This window comes from Massilia phyllosphaerae, assembly GCF_034659755.1.
Taxonomy (GTDB): domain Bacteria; phylum Pseudomonadota; class Gammaproteobacteria; order Burkholderiales; family Burkholderiaceae_D; genus Telluria; species Telluria phyllosphaerae.
Genome location: NZ_JAXSQX010000003.1, coordinates 276646 through 291777 on the forward strand (window position 1 = coordinate 276646; position 15132 = coordinate 291777).

The window sequence follows — 15132 nt, forward strand, 5'->3', positions numbered from 1 at the left end:
TCCGTTAGAAAAGACAGGTGTTGCGTTATGTAACATAATAGCCCCCTGCCCGGTCCGCCCCGGCCGCCACTTTTACTGCACCCCATGAAGCTCCTTACATTCAGCACGCTGTTCCCCAACACGGTCAAGCCCAGCCACGGCATCTTCGTCGAAACCCGCCTGCGCTACCTGCTGGGCAGCGGTAGAGTCGCTTCAAAAGTGGTGGCGCCGGTACCCTGGTTCCCGTCGTCGAACTTGCGTTTCGGCAGCTATGCCGCCTTCGCCGGGGTGCCGCGGCGCGAGACGCGCTACGACATCGACGTGCGCCATCCGCGCTACCTGGTGATCCCGAAAGTCGGGATGACGGTGGCGCCCTGGCTGCTGGCCCAGTCGGCGAAGCAGGAAATCGGCCGCATCATCGACGAGGGTTACGACTTCGACGCCATCGACGCCCATTATTTCTATCCGGACGGCGTGGCCGCGGTCATGCTCGGCAAATATTTCAACAAGCCGGTCGTGATCACCGCACGCGGCACCGACATCAACCTGATTCCGCAATACGCGCTGCCGCGCAAGCAGCTGATGTGGGCGGCGGAGAACGCCGCTGGCATGATCACGGTGTGCAATGCGCTGCGCGATGAAATGGTCCAGCTCGGCATGCCGGGCGAACGCATCGTCCCGCTGCGCAACGGCGTCGACCTGCAGCGCTTCCAGCCGATGGACCGGCAAGCCGCGCGCACCAAGCTCGGCATCGACGGGTTTACCCTGGTCTCGGTCGGCCTGCTCGATACCCGCAAGGCGCACGACCTGACGATCGGCGCCCTGCCCCTGATGCCCGACGCGAAACTGCTGATCGCCGGTACCGGCCCGGAACGCAAGAACCTGGAAATGCAAGCCCAGCGCCTGGGCGTGGCGGACCGCGTCACCTTCCTCGGCTCGGTGGCCCAGCCCCAGCTGAAAGAGTATTACAACGCCGCCGACGCCATGGTGCTGGCATCCAGCCGCGAGGGCTGGGCCAACGTGCTGCTGGAATCGATGGCCTGCGGCACCCCGGTGGTGGCCAGCAACGTGTGGGGCACGCCGGAAGTCGTGGCCGCGCCCGAGGCCGGCGTGCTGATGCCGGAGCGCACCTCGGAAGGCATCGCCCGTGCCGTGCGTACCCTGCGCGAAAATTATCCTGATCACGCGGCCACCCGCCGCTACGCCGAGAATTTCAGCTGGGATGCGACCACGGAAGGCCAGATCCAGCTGTTTTCGCGCATCATCAGTACCGCGCGCCCCTTGTCGAGCGGCCGCCGCGTCGCAGCCTGAGCGAGTATACTGAGCCGGCATCCACATTTCCGGACCGGTATTCAGTAATGGGCTCTTCCCTCAAGCACTATGGCCTCGTCGCCCTCGGGGTGATCCTCGGGGTCGGGGTGACGATGCAGTTTTCCTCGCTGGCGAACAAGCCGGTCGAGGATGGCATGCCGGTCGACGCCCTGCGCCAGGTGGCCAGCGTCTACCGCCTGATCGAGGCCGATTACGTGGAGCCGGTCGACCAGCGAAAACTCATCACCCAGGCCGTGGCGGGCATGGTCGACGCGCTCGACCCCCACTCGGCCTACCTCGACCGCGCCGCCTGGCGCGAGCTGCGCGAGGGCACCGAGGGCAAATTCGTCGGCCTCGGCATCGAGATCGGCCAGGGCGACGAGGGCACCATCAAGATCACCGCCCCGATCGAGGATTCGCCGGCGGCGCGCGCCGGCATCCAGGCCGGCGACCTGATTTCCCACATCGACGGCGCCGCGGTCAAGCAGATGGATATGGACACTGCCATCAAGCGCATGCGCGGGGCGCCGCACAGCAGCGTGGTGCTGACCATCATTCGCAAGGACGCGCCGGCCCCGCTCGAGTTCAACATCGTGCGCGAAGAAATCGTGCAGAAGAGCGTCAAGGGCAGGATCGTCGCGCCCGGCTATGCCTGGATCCGCATCGCGCAATTCCAGGAACCGACCGTGGACGACCTGGCCAACAAACTGGCGGCGCTGGCGCGCGAAGAACCGGCATTGAAAGGCCTGGTGCTCGACCTGCGCAACGACCCGGGCGGCCTGCTGCAGGGCGCGATCGGCGTGTCCGCCGCTTTCTTGCCGGCCGGCGCCGAAGTGGTCTCGACCAACGGCCAGCTCGAGGAATCGCGCGCCCGTTTCTATGGCCGCCCCGAGTACTACATGCTGGGACGCGGCATCGACCCGCTGGCCAAGGTACCGGCCCTGTTCAAGACAGTGCCGATGGTGGTGCTGGTGAACACCGGCTCGGCCTCGGCCTCGGAAATCGTGGCCGGCGCGCTGCAGGACTACAAGCGCGCCACCATCGTCGGCAGCCCGACCTTCGGCAAGGGGTCGGTGCAGACCATCCGCCCGCTGTCCGGCGACGCCGCCGTGAAACTCACCACGGCGCGCTACTACACCCCGGGCGGGCGCTCGATCCAGGCGCGCGGCATCCTGCCCGACGTCGCGGTCGACGAAACCGCCGAGGGCGACGGCCTGAACGCGCTGCGCATGCGCGAAGCCGACCTGCAGCGCCATCTGTCGAACGATCGTGACCATGAGGAAGCCACGCGCCACGACGACATCCAGGAACAGATGCGCATCCTGGCCGAGGCGCGCCGCCGCAAGCCGCTCGACTTCGGCAGCGCCGACGATTTTCAATTGGCGCAAGCGCTGCGCCAGCTGCAGGGCTTGCCGGTACAGCTGTCGAAGCGTGCCGCCGCGGTGGCGCCGCTGGCCCAGCAGGCACACTGACTGATATTGAGCAAAGCCCGTCCCCACGGGCGTTATGCCTGATTAGAATGGTCCTACCAGGGCGATTCCCACGGCCGGTCCCTTTGTGTAGAATCGCCAGATTCTCCGGGAGTTGCCTCCCGTTATTACCTTGGAAAGCCAAACATGAAATCTGTCGTCATCAGCGGCACCGGCCTGTTCACCCCTCCGCATGCCATCTCGAACGATGAGCTGGTGACCGCCTTCAACGCCTACGTCGAACTGTTCAATGCCGAGAACGCGGACCGGATCGCGGCCGGCGAAGTGGGCGCGCTGGAACCGTCCAGCAGCGCCTTCATCGAAAAAGCCTCGGGCATCAAATCGCGCTACGTGATGGAAAAAGCCGGCATCCTCGATCCGGCCCACATGACCCCGCGCATCAAGGAACGCGCCGACGAAGCACTGTCGCTGCAGGCCGAGATCTGCGTCGCCGCCGCGCGCCAGGCGCTCGAGCGCGCCGGCCGCACCCCGGCCGACATCGACATGGTGCTGGTTGCGGCCAGCAACATGCAGCGCGCCTACCCGGCGATGGCGGTCGAGGTGCAGGATGCGCTCGGCATCGAGGGCTTCGGCTTCGACATGAACGTGGCCTGCTCGTCGGCCACCTTCGCGATCCAGACCGCGGCCGGCGCCGTCCAGACCGGCCAGGCGCGCGCCGTACTGGTGCTGAATCCGGAAATCACCAGCGCCCACCTGAATTTCCGCGACCGCGACAGCCATTTCATCTTCGGCGACGCCTGCACCGCGATGATCATCGAGGCGGCCGACACCGCCACCAGCGCGCACCAGTTCGAAATCCTGGATTCCAAGCTGAAGACCAAGTTCTCGAACAACATCCGCAACAACTTCGGCTTCATGAACCGCTTCGACGAAGCCGGTGTCGGCCTGGCCGACAAACTGTTCCGCCAGCAGGGCCGCAAGGTGTTCAAGGAAGTCTGCCCGATGGCGGCCGAGATGATCCGCGAGACCGTGGAGGGCGCCGGCCTGCAGATCGGCGATATCTCGCGCTTCTGGCTGCACCAGGCCAACCTGAGCATGAACCAGCTGATCATCCGCACCCTGCTCGGCCGCGATGCCGCCGCCAACGAGGCGCCGGTGATCCTGGATACCTATGCGAATACCTCGTCGGCCGGCTCGATCATCGCCTTCCACTCGTACCAGGACGACCTGCCGAGCGGCGCCCAGGGCGTGATCTGCTCGTTCGGTGCCGGTTACTCGATCGGTTGCGTGGTCGTGCGCAAAAAATAAATCCTACCTGAGGCAACTCGGCAGTAACCATCATTCTCAATTCCCTCGGGAATGATGGTAGTTCTACTCCTACAAAGGTGCGCTCCCTCTTCCTCTGGAATACGGGCTTCCCGGCGCGCATGATCTTCCTGTCAGCGCTTCAGCAGCGCAGCACTTGAGGAGGATCAACATGACCAAGCAAAAAGGACCGGACAGCGTCCGTGCACGCGGCATCGCCAAGGAAAAGGCCGTGACCATGACGGTGGCCGAGGGCAGCCAGCAGCCGCGTGCGCCGGGCTGGGTCGCGCCGGGCGGCGCCAGCGTGCAGTCGGCGAATATCGAACAGCAGGGTGCGGCGCTGCGGGCACGCGGTTCGCTGCAGGGCGGTAGCGGCGGCGGCGATGCGAATGTCGGCAGCCAGCGCGGCGGCGGCGGTGCCCAGCAGGCCGGCTGGAGCGCCCGCCAGAGCGCGCAGCGGATGCAGGCGCGTGGCGAGGAAGATCGCCTGAACGCGTCGCGCCAGTCGGGTTACGGCGGCATGGAACAGCAGCAGAAAGCCGGCTCGCAGGAATCGCCGACCGGACCGTCGGGGTCGCTGCAGACCGGCGCCGGCGGTTCGCGCCAGATCGATCAAACGCAGCAGCCGGCCTCGGATTACGCCAGCCGGCCGAGCAAGAAGGGCAGCAGCGGCGCCGGACAGGACTGAATCACTGTGGTTGGTGGTAGTGGCCGGGTGGAAGTTCACCCGGCCATTTTTTTGCACGCGCCGGACGCGCCCTTTTACACCGGATAGCTTTCCGGCGAACGCAGCTCGGCAAACTGCTCGAGGCTGCCGATGCGCACCGTGACCGGATTCAGGCTGGCCTGCGGCGACATCGAGCGCCAGGCGAATTTCCACTCCTTTTCGCGTGCTTCGGCGGCGGTTTTCGAGAACGCCAGGCCGAGGCGCGAGCGTACGCCGTATTCGACCGGGCCGTCGATGCCGGCCCAGTTGGGCAGCGTGCGCTGCACGGCACGGTGCAGGCGCTCGCCGAAGGCCTCCGCATCATGGATGACCAGGCAGCTGTCGGCCGGGCCGAGCACGGTGAACAGTTCCTTGTTCCACTCCTGCGCGAAGGAGACCACCAGGAAGCCGTTGGCGGGCACCAGGCGGAACTGGCCGGCGCTGAGCGCCTGTTCCAGTTCGCTGCGCAGGCCGTAGCGGTACAGGGTCGGGGGTCGTTGGTAGTCTTGCATGGTGATTCGAGGCTTTCAAAAGGGGGTCAATGCGTCGTCGTCATCTGCTGCGGCTCGGGCGCCGGCGTGTCGTGCAGGTGCATGCGCATGTAGCGGAACGAGACGAAGACTTCGCGCAACAGGAAAGTGAAACTGGCAATCAGGGCAATCATGGCGATCACGAACATGCCGGCGATATAGCGGTCGAGCGGCAGGTTGGCGGTGTCGCCCAGGAACAGGCAGGCGATGACGACGCAGATCAGGAAGCCGCACAGGGTGCTGGCGGTCAGCGCGTAGTTGATCAGCTGCCAGCGCACGTACAGCACATCCAGCTCTTCGTGGCATTCGGGATTCGGCCCCTTGCGCAGCTGCTCCTTGAGCACGCGCGTGCGGTCGATGATGCGTCCCAGGCGGTTCATCAGCACGGTGAGCTTGGTGGCGACGCCGGTCAGCAGGAACACGGGCGCGATCGACAGCTGGATCACGTGGCCGATGTCGTTGGTCTGGATATTCATGGCTTTCCTCAGTCGAAGCGGCCGTGGCGTTTGAACTGTTCGGTGGCGCCGACCAGCGCGCGCGCGATGCCGGTTTCGAGCGCGCCGTGGCCGGCGTCCGGGATCATGCGCATGCGCGATCCCGGCCAGGCCTGCTGCAGGCGGTAGGCCGCCAGCGGCGGGCAGATCACGTCGTAGCGCCCCTGCACGATCACGCCCGGCAAGTGCGCGATCCGACCCATGTTGCGGATCAGCTGGTCGTCCTCGAGGAAGGCGCCGTTGGCCATATAGTGCGCTTCCAGGCGGCCGACGCCGAGGTCGAGCGTGTCCGACGAGCTTTCCTCTTCCTGCGGCAGCAGGAACACGCGGCGGCCCTCGAAGCGGCTCCAGGCGCGCGCCGCCGGCCAGAACTGCTGCGGATCGTCGCACAGCAGGCGGGTCGCATAGGCCTTGAGCAGGTCGCCGCGTTCCTCGGGCGGAATGGGAGCGATGAACTCGTCGTACAGATCCGGATAGAACCACTGCACGCCGTACAGGAAGAAGTCGATCTCGGCCGGGGTGCACAGGAAGATCCCGCGCAGCACGAAGCCGAGGCAGCGCTCCGGGTGCGCCTGCCCGTAGGCCAGCGCCAGCGTCGACCCCCAGGAACCGCCGAACACCAGCCAGCGCTCGATGCCGAACATGGCGCGCAGGCGCTCGATGTCGTCGATCAGCAACTGGGTCGTGTTGTTGCGCCATTCGCCCAGCGGGGTCGATTTGCCGGCGCCGCGCTGGTCGAACAGGATCACGCGGTAGGCGCTGGGATCGAAGAAGCGGCGGTGCTGGGGAGATAAACCCGCGCCCGGGCCGCCGTGCAGGAAGATCACCGGGATGCCGTTCGGGTTGCCCACTTCTTCCCAGTAGATCGTGTGCAGGTCGTCGACGGCGAGCATGCCATGGCGGTTGGGCAGGATGGGCGGGAACAGCGACTGCGGGGTGGCGGGCATGGGATTACGTTCTGGTTGAAGCGACAATTGATTGTAACTTAATGCCCGGCTGCTTCAGAAGAAGGTATTGCAGGCCCCGCGCACCAGGTAATCGTCGTCGACCGCCAGCAGCAGCGGCCAGCGGTCGAAGGTGGTGCAGGGATGCGAGATGCCGCAGCCGACCAGGTCGCCCACCGCCAGCCCCTCGCGCAGCGGCCCCTCGGGCAGGCGCAGGTAGGCATGCTGGTCGTTCATCTTGACGATGGCGCAGCCCGGCGCCAGCGCCTGCGGGCTGCCGGGCCCCGGCCGGTGCATCAGCAAAGGCAGCGGCAGGCCGGCATCGTGCGACGCGTCGCGCTTGCCCATGCCCAGGATGGCGAGATCTGCCTCGGGGCGCGATTGCACCACGCTCCAGATTTCCAGCGCCGGGCGCAAGCCCTGCCCGGCCGCATAGCCGGCGCGCGCATCGAGTTCGGCCAGGGCGTCGTGATACAAGCCATGGTCGCTGGTGACGTAGCAGCCGCTGCGCAGCACCGGCTGCAAGGGCCGCGACAAGCCGTGCAGCGAGCCCAGGCCGCGCGCCACCAGATCGAAATAGGTCGAGCCGCCGGCCGACACCAGGATCGTGCTGCCGGTGAACAGCCCTTCGTCGTCGGCTTCCAGCACCAGTCCGCACAGCTGGTCGACGAAGGCGCCGACCGCGCGCAGGTCGGCTTCGCGGTCGTCCGACACCAGCAGCCCTTCGTAGCCCTCGAAGCCGGCCAGCGCCAGTCCCGGCGCGCCGGCGACGGCACGCGCCACCGTCAACGCCTGTTCCGGCGTGCGGCAGCCGCTGCGCTTGCCCTGCAGGCCCAGCTCCACCAGCACCGGCAGCGGCCGTGCCAGCGAGCGCTGTGCCACCTCCTCGGCCAGGCGCGCCACGCCGGCCAGGGCATCGGTCAGCACGCTGCACTCGAAATCGGGATCGTCGTGCAGCAGCTGCAGCAGCGCGCGGATGTCGCTGCGTGCGACCGGCTGGTTGGCGAGCAGCACGCGGCGCACGCCGAAGCGGTGCGCCACCTGCACCTGCGGCACGGTCGCCAGCGTGATGCCCCAGGCGCCGTGGGCCAGCTGGGCGCCGAACAGCTGCGGGCACATGGTGGTCTTGCCGTGCGGCGCCAGCAGGACCCCGTGGCGCGCGCAGAAATCGCGCATCCACGCCAGGTTGTGTTCCAGCGCCCTCAGCTTCAGCACGCCGACCGGGAAGCCGGTGTCGCCGTGCAGCACGTTCCAGCCCTGCACGCCGATCGCGCCCTGGCGCAAGGGTGCGGTGATCGGCAAGCCTTTCATGCCCGGCTGCAGCCATTGTTCTTCCAGGCTCGACAGGGACAAGGAACCGTGGGGCAGGATCATGGCATTCCCCCTTCGACGCCATGGCGGCGACGCCCCATTTCATCGTCGAGGTCGGCGCGCAGCAGCCCGGCGGTCGGCATCACGTCGCGCGCGCCGGGCGTATAGAACACGCCGGTGACGATGCCGTCCTGCTCCAGCTGCGGCAGCAGTTCCGTCATCAGTTCGTCCAGCGCGAAGGATTGCGGCGCGTATCCCGTCCATTCGTAGTCGGCGCAGACCTGCGCGAATTCGCTATCCGGCCACAGCGGGAACACCAGCGTGCCGTCCTCCTTCTTGGCCAGCGCCCAGCCCTGGCGGTACAGGCTCCAGACCACGCCGGTTTCGGCCACGTGCTTGACGAAATATTCGTAGCGCTGCGGTCCGGGCAGCATCACCACCGCCTGCAGTTGTCGGGTATCGATCGCCATCGCCGCCTTTCATTGCTGTCCGTTTGGAAGCAGCATACGTCAACATGGCGGCCGGGCGGCGCAGCCTAGTCCCCGTCCAGCAGTTGCTGCAGGCGGCGCGGATAGTGGTTCAGGAAGTCGCGCGTGATGGCGTAGTGCTCGGTGTCTTCGTAGGCGACGTCGCGGATGCCGTCGGCCCCGAAGCTGAGGATCCTGGCGCGCGGATAGGCCAGCAGGATCGGCGAATGGGTGGCGATGATGAACTGGCAGCCGTCCTTGACCAGCTTGTCGATCAGCGCCAGCGCCGCCAGCTGGCGGTTGGGCGACAGCGCCGCCTCGGGTTCGTCGAGCAGGTACAGGCCGTCGCGCCGGAAATCCTGCAGTACCTCGAGGAAGGCTTCGCCGTGCGATTTCAGGTGCAGCGAAGGCGGGCCGCCGGGCCCGAGCTGGTCGATGTAAGTGAATACATTAAAAAGGCTTTCCGCACGCAGGAAATAGGCCGCGCGCGGCATCTTCCAGCCCTTGACCAGCTTCAGCATGCGATGCAGCGGCGACACGTCCTGCTGCGCGCGGTGGACGTTGCGCGTGCCGCCCTCGGCCGGCATCCCGAGCGCCACCGCGATCGCTTCCAGCACCGTCGACTTGCCGGCGCCGTTCTCGCCGACGAAAAAGGTCACGTCCGGATGCGGCTCGAGCACGCCCAGCGCGCGCACCGCCGGAATCGTGAACGGATAACTGGCGGGATCGATCTGGGCCTGTGGATCGATGGCGACCGAACGCAGATAGGGTTTGGCACTGAGTGGCATAGCAGGCTTGAAAGCGCTCCAGACAAGAAAACACCGCCCGCAGGCGGTGTCGAGTGGCACTACCCTACGCTAACGACTTACTGCATGTGCTGGCCGCCGTTGATGGCGATGTTGGCTCCGGTCACGAATGCGGCTTCGTCCGAGGACAGATACGCGACCAGGCCAGCGACTTCTTCCGGCTTGCCCAGGCGCCCCATCGGGATCTGCGGCAGGATCTTGCTTTCCAGGACTTCGCTCGGGATGTCGGTCACCATCTTGGTGCCGATATAGCCCGGCGAAATCGTGTTCACGGTCACGCCCTTGCGCGCCACTTCCAGCGCCAGGGCTTTGCTGAAACCGTGGATGCCGGCCTTGGCCGCCGAGTAGTTGGTCTGGCCGAAAGCACCCTTCTGGCCATTCACCGACGAGATGTTGATGATGCGGCCCCAGCCGCGTTCGACCATGCCGTCGGCGACCGGCTTGGTCATGTTGAACACGGAATCCAGGTTGGTCTTCATGACCGCGTCCCAATTGACCTTGTCCATCTTCTTGAAAGTCATGTCGCGCGTGATGCCGGCGTTATTCACCAGCACGTCGACCGGTCCCACTTCCTGGCTCACCTTGGCCACGCACGCCTGGGCCGAATCGTAGTCGGCCACGTCGCACTCGTAGGCCTTGAAGTCCTGGCCCTGCTCGCGCATCGCGGCCAGCCAGCCTTCCGCCTTCTTGCTGCCCGGAGAATACGTCGTCACGACCGTATAGCCGAGCGCCGCCAGCTTGATGCAGATCGCTTCACCCAGGCCGCCCATTCCGCCCGTTACCAATGCCACTCGATTCGTCATTGTCTTCTCCTAGTTTTTCAAAAAACTGTTTTAGGAACTGCTTGTTCTGGTAATCGCCCTGTCCTATCCAATACTGCGGTAACGCACTTGTCCGTTTCAGCGCTCCACCGCCAGCGCCACGCCCATACCGCCGCCGATGCACAGGCTGGCCAGGCCCTTCTTGGCGTCGCGGCGCACCATTTCGTGCAGCAGGGTCACCAGCACGCGCGCACCGGAGGCGCCGATCGGGTGGCCGAGCGCGATCGCGCCGCCGTTGACGTTGATCTTGGAGGTATCCCAGCCCATCTGCTTGTTGACGGCGACAGCCTGGGCGGCGAAGGCTTCGTTGATTTCCATCAGGTCCACGTCTTCATGGGTCCAACCCGCCTTTTCCAGGCAGGCGCGTGCGGCCGGCACCGGGCCCATGCCCATGATCGACGGATCCAGGCCGGACAAAGAATATGCCTTGATGCGGGCCAGCGGGGTCAGGCCGAGCTGCTGGGCCTTGGAAGCCGACATCAGGATCACGGCGGCGGCGCCATCGTTCAGGCCGGAGGCGTTGCCGGCGGTGACGGTGCCTTCCTTGTTGAAGGCCGGACGCAGGCTGGCCAGGCCTTCCAGCGTGGCGCCGTGCTTCGGATACTCGTCGGTGTCGAACACCGTGGTGCCCTTCTTGGACGCGATCTCGATCGGCAGGATCTCGTCCTTGAAGCGGCCTTCCTTGATGGCGGCTTCGGCCTTGTTCTGCGACTGCAGCGCGAATTCGTCCTGCTCGGCGCGCGCGACCTCGTACTTGCGCGCGACGTTCTCGGCGGTGACGCCCATGTGGTACTGGTTGTAGACGTCCCACAGGCCGTCGACGATCATGGTGTCGGTCAGTTTGGCATCGCCCATGCGGAAGCCGTCGCGCGAGCCGTTCAGCACGTGCGGCGAGGCGCTCATGTTTTCCTGGCCGCCGGCGATCACGATCTCGGCGTCGCCGCATTTGATGGCTTGCGCCGCCAGGTGGACGGCGCGCAGGCCGCTGCCGCATACCACGTTCAGGGTCGAGGCCGGCACGCTGTCCGGCAGGCCGGCCTTGATCACGGCCTGGCGCGCCGGGTTCTGGCCGGCGCCCGCGGTCAGCACCTGGCCCATGATGACTTCGCTCACCGATGCCGGGTCGATGCCGGTCTTGGCCAGCAGCTGCTTGATGACCTGTGCGCCCAGCTCGGTTGCCGGAATTTTGGCGAGCGTACCGCCGAACTTGCCGATTGCAGTGCGGCCGGCGGCCACGATAACGACGTCTTCCATGATGATCTCCGAGTACCCGGCCTGGGGCCGGGGTTGTAGTAAATGCAGCCAGCTGGCCGATGTCCTTGCGCACCCCATATTGGGACGCGGGTTGGAAAGCCAACAATGTTAGATATTCAGCTTATACATTGTTTGAGCAATATCAATCTTATCAGCTTATTTATCAAACAAACTCTGCATTTAGGTCAATTCTCCTATGAAAAGAGGAACTTTTCCCTGTTCATTTTTTTTCATGGAAATACTCATTGCCTTCTATTACCAAAGGGTCAAAAGCCTTTCCCGTTCATGGAAATTTCAAAGTAGAATGCACGAGCTTGTGCCAACCAGAACTATCTATGTCCAAGACCCCGACATCCCTTCCCATCGAAATCAAGATCTCCACGGTCGTCGCCATTTCGACCATTCTGCATTCGGCCGATCCGATCGCGATCGATGCCGCGCTGAAGCAGATGACCGGCGGCGTGGCCGACTTTTTCGAAGATGAGTTTGCCGTCATCGACATTGCCGCCATCGCCGACGAGGCAGGGCAGATCGATTGGGAATCCCTGGTTCGCCTGCTCAAGAAATACCGCCTGAATGCGGTCGCCGTGCGCGGCGCGCCGGCCGGGCTGCACGACATCATCCGTGCCCACGACCTGTTCCTGGACGATGGCTCCAGCGGCGCCCGAACCGGCGGCGCGCGCGACCATGCCACGGCGGCGGCGGCGAGCGCCGCCGCGCCTGTCGCCGAGTCCGCGCCGGCGCCGGTGGTGCCGGTCCCCGCGCCTGCCCCGACCGCGCCGTCGGCCCCGGCCCAGGCCCTGATCATCGACACCCCGGTGCGTGCCGGCCAGCGCATCTATGCGCGCGGTACCGACCTGATCATCACCGCAGTGGTCAACAACGGCGCCGAAATCATCGCCGACGGCAGTATCCACGTGTACGCGCCGCTGCACGGGCGCGCCCTGGCGGGCGCCTCGGGCAATGCCGATGCGCGTATCTTCGCATTGCAGCTGGAACCGGAACTGGTGTCGATCGCGGGCGTGTACCGGACCTTCGACGAAGGCGTGCCGGCCGACATGGCGCGCACGCCGGTACAAATCCGTTTGGTCGGCGACCGAATCGATATATCATCGCTGGGTTCGGCCAATCGGCATTGAGTGCTTACGCATCCAGCATTGACCAGATCCAAAATAATTAAGGACATCTATTTGTCATGGCAAGAATTATCGTTGTAACGTCCGGCAAGGGCGGTGTGGGCAAGACTACTTCCAGCGCGAGCTTCTCGACCGGCCTGGCGCTGCGCGGTCACAAGACCGCCGTCCTCGACTTCGACGTCGGCCTGCGTAACCTCGACCTGATCATGGGCTGCGAACGCCGCGTGGTGTACGACCTGATCAACGTGATCAACAAGGAAGCCACGCTGACCCAGGCGCTGATCAAGGACAAGCACTGCGAGAACCTGTTCATCCTGCCGGCCTCGCAGACGCGCGACAAGGATGCGCTGACCGAAGACGGCGTCGAGCGCGTGCTGAACGAAATGGTGCAGATGGGCTTCGAATACATCATCTGCGATTCGCCGGCCGGCATCGAGCATGGCGCGCTGATGGCGCTGACCTTCGCGGACGAGGCGATCATCGTGACCAATCCGGAAGTGTCGTCGGTGCGCGATTCCGACCGCATCCTCGGCATCCTGCAGGCCAAGTCGCGCCGCGCCCAGAGCGGCGGCGAGCCGGTCAAGGAGCACCTCTTGATCACGCGCTATTCGCCGCGCCGCGTGGAAGCCGACGAAATGCTGTCCTACCAGGACGTGCAGGAAATCCTGCGCATCCCGCTGATCGGCATCATTCCGGAATCGGAAGCCGTGCTGCACGCGTCGAACCAGGGCAATCCGGCAATCCACTTCAAGGATACCGACGTCGCGCAAGCCTACCAGGACGTGGTCGGCCGCTTCCTCGGAGAAGAGATTCCGTTGCGCTTCACCAATTACGAAAAACCAGGCCTGATGAAGCGCCTGTTTGGAGTAAAGTGATATGGCTTTGCTTTCATTCCTGTTTCCTCAGAAACAGAAAAGTGCGACAGCGGCCAAGGAACGGCTGCAGATCATCATCGCCCGCGAGCGCACCGACCGCGCCGGTCCGGATTTCCTGCCGGCTCTGCACCGTGAACTGATCGAAGTGATCTCGAAGTACACCAAGGTCAGTGCCGAAGACATCAAGATCTCGCTCGACCGCCAGGGCAACCTGGAAGTGCTCGACGTCAACGTTGTCTTGCCGGACGCCTGATCCGGCCGTACACCGCATCCGCCGCCTGACGCACCGACCGCCGCCAGCCCCAGCTGCCGGCGGTTTTTCCATTTCAGGCCGGCCCCTGCGGTACCTTGTCCGCCACCTCGCGCGCGACCCGGACGCAGGCTTCCACGTGCTGGTTCCCCATCTGTCGGAACAGCGCAAAGCCGATCGCGGCCGAAGCGATCTGGCCGGCCAGCGGCACCACCTTGGCGGCCGATTTCGCGGCCAGCTTGGCACCCGACTTCTGCAGCAGTTTGAGCACCAGTTCACGCGTCACCAGCTTACCCACCAGCATCCCGCCCAGCGCCCCCACCGCCTCGTAGGCCGCCACCCGCATGCGCGGCTGCAGGCGTTCGATCTGTGCCGGCGTTAGGCCGAAGGCGCGGTTGATATCCTCGACCATCGAGGCGAAGCTGCCGAGGTCGGCCACCATGTCGATCCCGGGGATCGGCACCGCGCCCACGCCGGCCGAAATCATGGCGCGTTTGCGCACCAGGGCACGGCAATGCGCGCGTACCCGCTCGATGTCTTGGCTGGCCACCGGCAGCAAAACCTGTTCAGTATCTTTCTTCTTTTTTAGAAACATGTAAAACTCCTATCCTGATGGTCGATATCATTGTAACCACGAGTTTGATGTCAAATGGACACAAGTGTGACGCAATTCACCAACGGAAATGTGAATTTTGATTGCGGGTGTGTGGCTTTATTTTAAAAGTCTGTTATATTCGGAAATAAGTTGTAGGATCGATCCTACACCTGGGCTTCACGCTGTCCCACCCCCAAGCCGAGACCGCCTTATTATGCGAATTGCAGTACTGGATAACGACACCACCCAGGCAGATTTGATCTGCCAAGTCCTGAATGGCGCCGGCCACAGCTGCCAATCGTTTGACAGTGGCAAAGAGCTTCTTGGTAACCTTCGCAAGGACAGCACCGATTTGCTGATCCTCGACTGGCAGATCAACGACGTGCCGGCCCAGGAAGTGCTGCGCCGCGCCAAGGAAAAAATGGCGGCGAATACCCCGACCATGTTCCTGGCCGGCAGCGCCGCCGAGGACGACATCGTGGCCGGCGTGACCGCCGGTGCCGACGACTACCTGGTCAAGCCGCTGCGCCGCGGCGAACTGGTGGCGCGCGTCCAAGCCCTGCTGCGCCGTGCCTACCCGTCCCAGAATGGCGCTGAGCAATTGCAATTTGGTCCTTATATCTTTGAAACCCGTCCTGGCCGCCTGATGATGGATGGTGAGCAAGTGGATGTGACCCACAAGGAATTCAACCTGGCATTGCTGTTTTTCCGGAATCTCGGCCGTCCGCTGTCGCGCGCCTACATCCACGAGTCGATCTGGGTGCGCGAAACCGCGGTGCCGTCGCGCACCATGGACACCCATGTCTCGCGCGTGCGCAACAAACTGCGCCTGCGTCCGGAGAACGGTTTCCGCCTGGTGCCGGTGTACAGCTATGGTTACCGCCTGGAAAAACTGGGCGCCTGAGGGGCGCCCTCGCC

General features: G+C 64.7%; 17 protein-coding genes. 8 read left to right on the plus strand and 9 right to left on the minus strand.

Annotated features, from left to right (window positions below):
* Positions 1-84 precede the first annotated feature (84 nt).
* From U1H99_RS13805 to U1H99_RS13820, 4 genes are all read left to right on the plus strand, one after another.
* Positions 85-1290: a glycosyltransferase family 4 protein gene (locus tag U1H99_RS13805; protein WP_323142312.1), complete on the plus strand. Its 1206-nt coding sequence runs from the start codon at positions 85-87 to the stop codon at positions 1288-1290.
* Between the two features lie 47 nt (positions 1291-1337).
* The gene (locus tag U1H99_RS13810; RefSeq protein ID WP_323142313.1) at positions 1338-2762 is read left to right on the plus strand and encodes a S41 family peptidase; all 1425 of its coding nucleotides are present in this window, start codon (positions 1338-1340) and stop codon (positions 2760-2762) included.
* 144 nt (positions 2763-2906) lie between these two features.
* Positions 2907-4028, plus strand: a complete 1122-nt coding sequence (locus tag U1H99_RS13815) for a beta-ketoacyl-ACP synthase III (protein WP_323142314.1) — start codon at positions 2907-2909, stop codon at positions 4026-4028.
* A gap of 169 nt (positions 4029-4197) precedes the next feature.
* On the plus strand, positions 4198-4713 hold the full coding sequence (locus U1H99_RS13820) for a hypothetical protein (RefSeq protein WP_323142315.1): 516 nt from the start codon (positions 4198-4200) through the stop codon (positions 4711-4713).
* A gap of 74 nt (positions 4714-4787) precedes the next feature.
* On the opposite strand, the gene U1H99_RS13825 is transcribed toward U1H99_RS13820, so the two are convergent.
* From U1H99_RS13825 to U1H99_RS13860, 8 genes are all read right to left on the minus strand, one after another.
* A complete protein-coding gene (locus tag U1H99_RS13825) occupies positions 4788-5243 on the minus strand; it encodes a hypothetical protein (protein ID WP_141836315.1) in 456 nt (151 codons plus the stop codon).
* Between the two features lie 26 nt (positions 5244-5269).
* Positions 5270-5737, minus strand: coding sequence for a DUF2721 domain-containing protein (locus U1H99_RS13830; protein WP_141836317.1), 468 nt, complete (start codon positions 5735-5737; stop codon positions 5270-5272).
* An 8-nt stretch (positions 5738-5745) separates the two neighbouring features.
* Positions 5746-6702, minus strand: a complete 957-nt coding sequence (pip, locus tag U1H99_RS13835) for a prolyl aminopeptidase (RefSeq protein WP_323142316.1) — start codon at positions 6700-6702, stop codon at positions 5746-5748.
* Positions 6703-6756: 54 nt separating this feature from the next.
* Positions 6757-8073 (minus strand): amino acid deaminase, encoded by a 1317-nt coding sequence (locus U1H99_RS13840; protein ID WP_323142317.1) that lies wholly within the window; start codon positions 8071-8073, stop codon positions 6757-6759.
* The gene (locus tag U1H99_RS13845) at positions 8070-8480 is read right to left on the minus strand and encodes a DUF2750 domain-containing protein (RefSeq protein WP_323142318.1); all 411 of its coding nucleotides are present in this window, start codon (positions 8478-8480) and stop codon (positions 8070-8072) included. The genes U1H99_RS13840 and U1H99_RS13845 overlap by 4 nt, the downstream gene beginning before the upstream one ends.
* Before the next feature lie 65 nt (positions 8481-8545).
* Positions 8546-9265, minus strand: a complete 720-nt coding sequence (locus tag U1H99_RS13850; RefSeq protein ID WP_323142319.1) for an AAA family ATPase — start codon at positions 9263-9265, stop codon at positions 8546-8548.
* Positions 9266-9342: 77 nt separating this feature from the next.
* Positions 9343-10086, minus strand: coding sequence for an acetoacetyl-CoA reductase (gene phbB / locus U1H99_RS13855; protein ID WP_323142320.1), 744 nt, complete (start codon positions 10084-10086; stop codon positions 9343-9345).
* Between the two features lie 96 nt (positions 10087-10182).
* Positions 10183-11358, minus strand: a complete 1176-nt coding sequence (locus U1H99_RS13860; RefSeq protein ID WP_323142321.1) for an acetyl-CoA C-acetyltransferase — start codon at positions 11356-11358, stop codon at positions 10183-10185.
* 335 nt (positions 11359-11693) lie between these two features.
* On the opposite strand from U1H99_RS13860, the gene minC reads away from it, so the two are divergent.
* The 3 genes from minC to minE are packed head-to-tail and all read left to right on the plus strand — an operon-like array spanning position 11694 to position 13622.
* Positions 11694-12497: a septum site-determining protein MinC gene (minC, locus tag U1H99_RS13865; protein ID WP_323142322.1), complete on the plus strand. Its 804-nt coding sequence runs from the start codon at positions 11694-11696 to the stop codon at positions 12495-12497.
* A gap of 56 nt (positions 12498-12553) precedes the next feature.
* Positions 12554-13369, plus strand: coding sequence for a septum site-determining protein MinD (gene minD / locus U1H99_RS13870; protein ID WP_323142323.1), 816 nt, complete (start codon positions 12554-12556; stop codon positions 13367-13369).
* A 1-nt stretch (position 13370) separates the two neighbouring features.
* Positions 13371-13622 carry a cell division topological specificity factor MinE gene (minE, locus tag U1H99_RS13875; protein ID WP_141836335.1) on the plus strand — a complete coding sequence of 84 codons (252 nt, stop codon included), beginning with the start codon at positions 13371-13373 and terminating at the stop codon, positions 13620-13622.
* A gap of 73 nt (positions 13623-13695) precedes the next feature.
* On the opposite strand, the gene U1H99_RS13880 is transcribed toward minE, so the two are convergent.
* Positions 13696-14214, minus strand: a complete 519-nt coding sequence (locus tag U1H99_RS13880) for a hypothetical protein (protein ID WP_323142324.1) — start codon at positions 14212-14214, stop codon at positions 13696-13698.
* Positions 14215-14428: 214 nt separating this feature from the next.
* On the opposite strand from U1H99_RS13880, the gene U1H99_RS13885 reads away from it, so the two are divergent.
* Positions 14429-15118 carry a response regulator transcription factor gene (locus U1H99_RS13885; protein ID WP_141836339.1) on the plus strand — a complete coding sequence of 230 codons (690 nt, stop codon included), beginning with the start codon at positions 14429-14431 and terminating at the stop codon, positions 15116-15118.
* The last annotated feature ends 14 nt before the right edge of the window (positions 15119-15132 follow it).

What these genes read in the sequence shown, in the direction of transcription:
- U1H99_RS13860 (WP_323142321.1), bottom strand. Translation starts at nt 11,358, where the DNA reads ATGGAAGACGTCGTTATCGTGGCCGCCGGCCGCACTGCAATCGGCAAG.
- U1H99_RS13805 (WP_323142312.1), top strand. Translation starts at nt 85, where the DNA reads ATGAAGCTCCTTACATTCAGCACGCTGTTCCCCAACACGGTCAAGCCC.
- U1H99_RS13810 (WP_323142313.1), top strand. Translation starts at nt 1,338, where the DNA reads ATGGGCTCTTCCCTCAAGCACTATGGCCTCGTCGCCCTCGGGGTGATC.
- U1H99_RS13885 (WP_141836339.1), top strand. Translation starts at nt 14,429, where the DNA reads ATGCGAATTGCAGTACTGGATAACGACACCACCCAGGCAGATTTGATC.
- minD (WP_323142323.1), top strand. Translation starts at nt 12,554, where the DNA reads ATGGCAAGAATTATCGTTGTAACGTCCGGCAAGGGCGGTGTGGGCAAG.
- pip (WP_323142316.1), bottom strand. Translation starts at nt 6,702, where the DNA reads ATGCCCGCCACCCCGCAGTCGCTGTTCCCGCCCATCCTGCCCAACCGC.
- U1H99_RS13840 (WP_323142317.1), bottom strand. Translation starts at nt 8,073, where the DNA reads ATGATCCTGCCCCACGGTTCCTTGTCCCTGTCGAGCCTGGAAGAACAA.
- minC (WP_323142322.1), top strand. Translation starts at nt 11,694, where the DNA reads ATGTCCAAGACCCCGACATCCCTTCCCATCGAAATCAAGATCTCCACG.
- U1H99_RS13880 (WP_323142324.1), bottom strand. Translation starts at nt 14,214, where the DNA reads ATGTTTCTAAAAAAGAAGAAAGATACTGAACAGGTTTTGCTGCCGGTG.
- U1H99_RS13845 (WP_323142318.1), bottom strand. Translation starts at nt 8,480, where the DNA reads ATGGCGATCGATACCCGACAACTGCAGGCGGTGGTGATGCTGCCCGGA.
- phbB (WP_323142320.1), bottom strand. Translation starts at nt 10,086, where the DNA reads ATGACGAATCGAGTGGCATTGGTAACGGGCGGAATGGGCGGCCTGGGT.
- U1H99_RS13820 (WP_323142315.1), top strand. Translation starts at nt 4,198, where the DNA reads ATGACCAAGCAAAAAGGACCGGACAGCGTCCGTGCACGCGGCATCGCC.
- U1H99_RS13850 (WP_323142319.1), bottom strand. Translation starts at nt 9,265, where the DNA reads ATGCCACTCAGTGCCAAACCCTATCTGCGTTCGGTCGCCATCGATCCA.
- minE (WP_141836335.1), top strand. Translation starts at nt 13,371, where the DNA reads ATGGCTTTGCTTTCATTCCTGTTTCCTCAGAAACAGAAAAGTGCGACA.
- U1H99_RS13830 (WP_141836317.1), bottom strand. Translation starts at nt 5,737, where the DNA reads ATGAATATCCAGACCAACGACATCGGCCACGTGATCCAGCTGTCGATC.
- U1H99_RS13815 (WP_323142314.1), top strand. Translation starts at nt 2,907, where the DNA reads ATGAAATCTGTCGTCATCAGCGGCACCGGCCTGTTCACCCCTCCGCAT.
- U1H99_RS13825 (WP_141836315.1), bottom strand. Translation starts at nt 5,243, where the DNA reads ATGCAAGACTACCAACGACCCCCGACCCTGTACCGCTACGGCCTGCGC.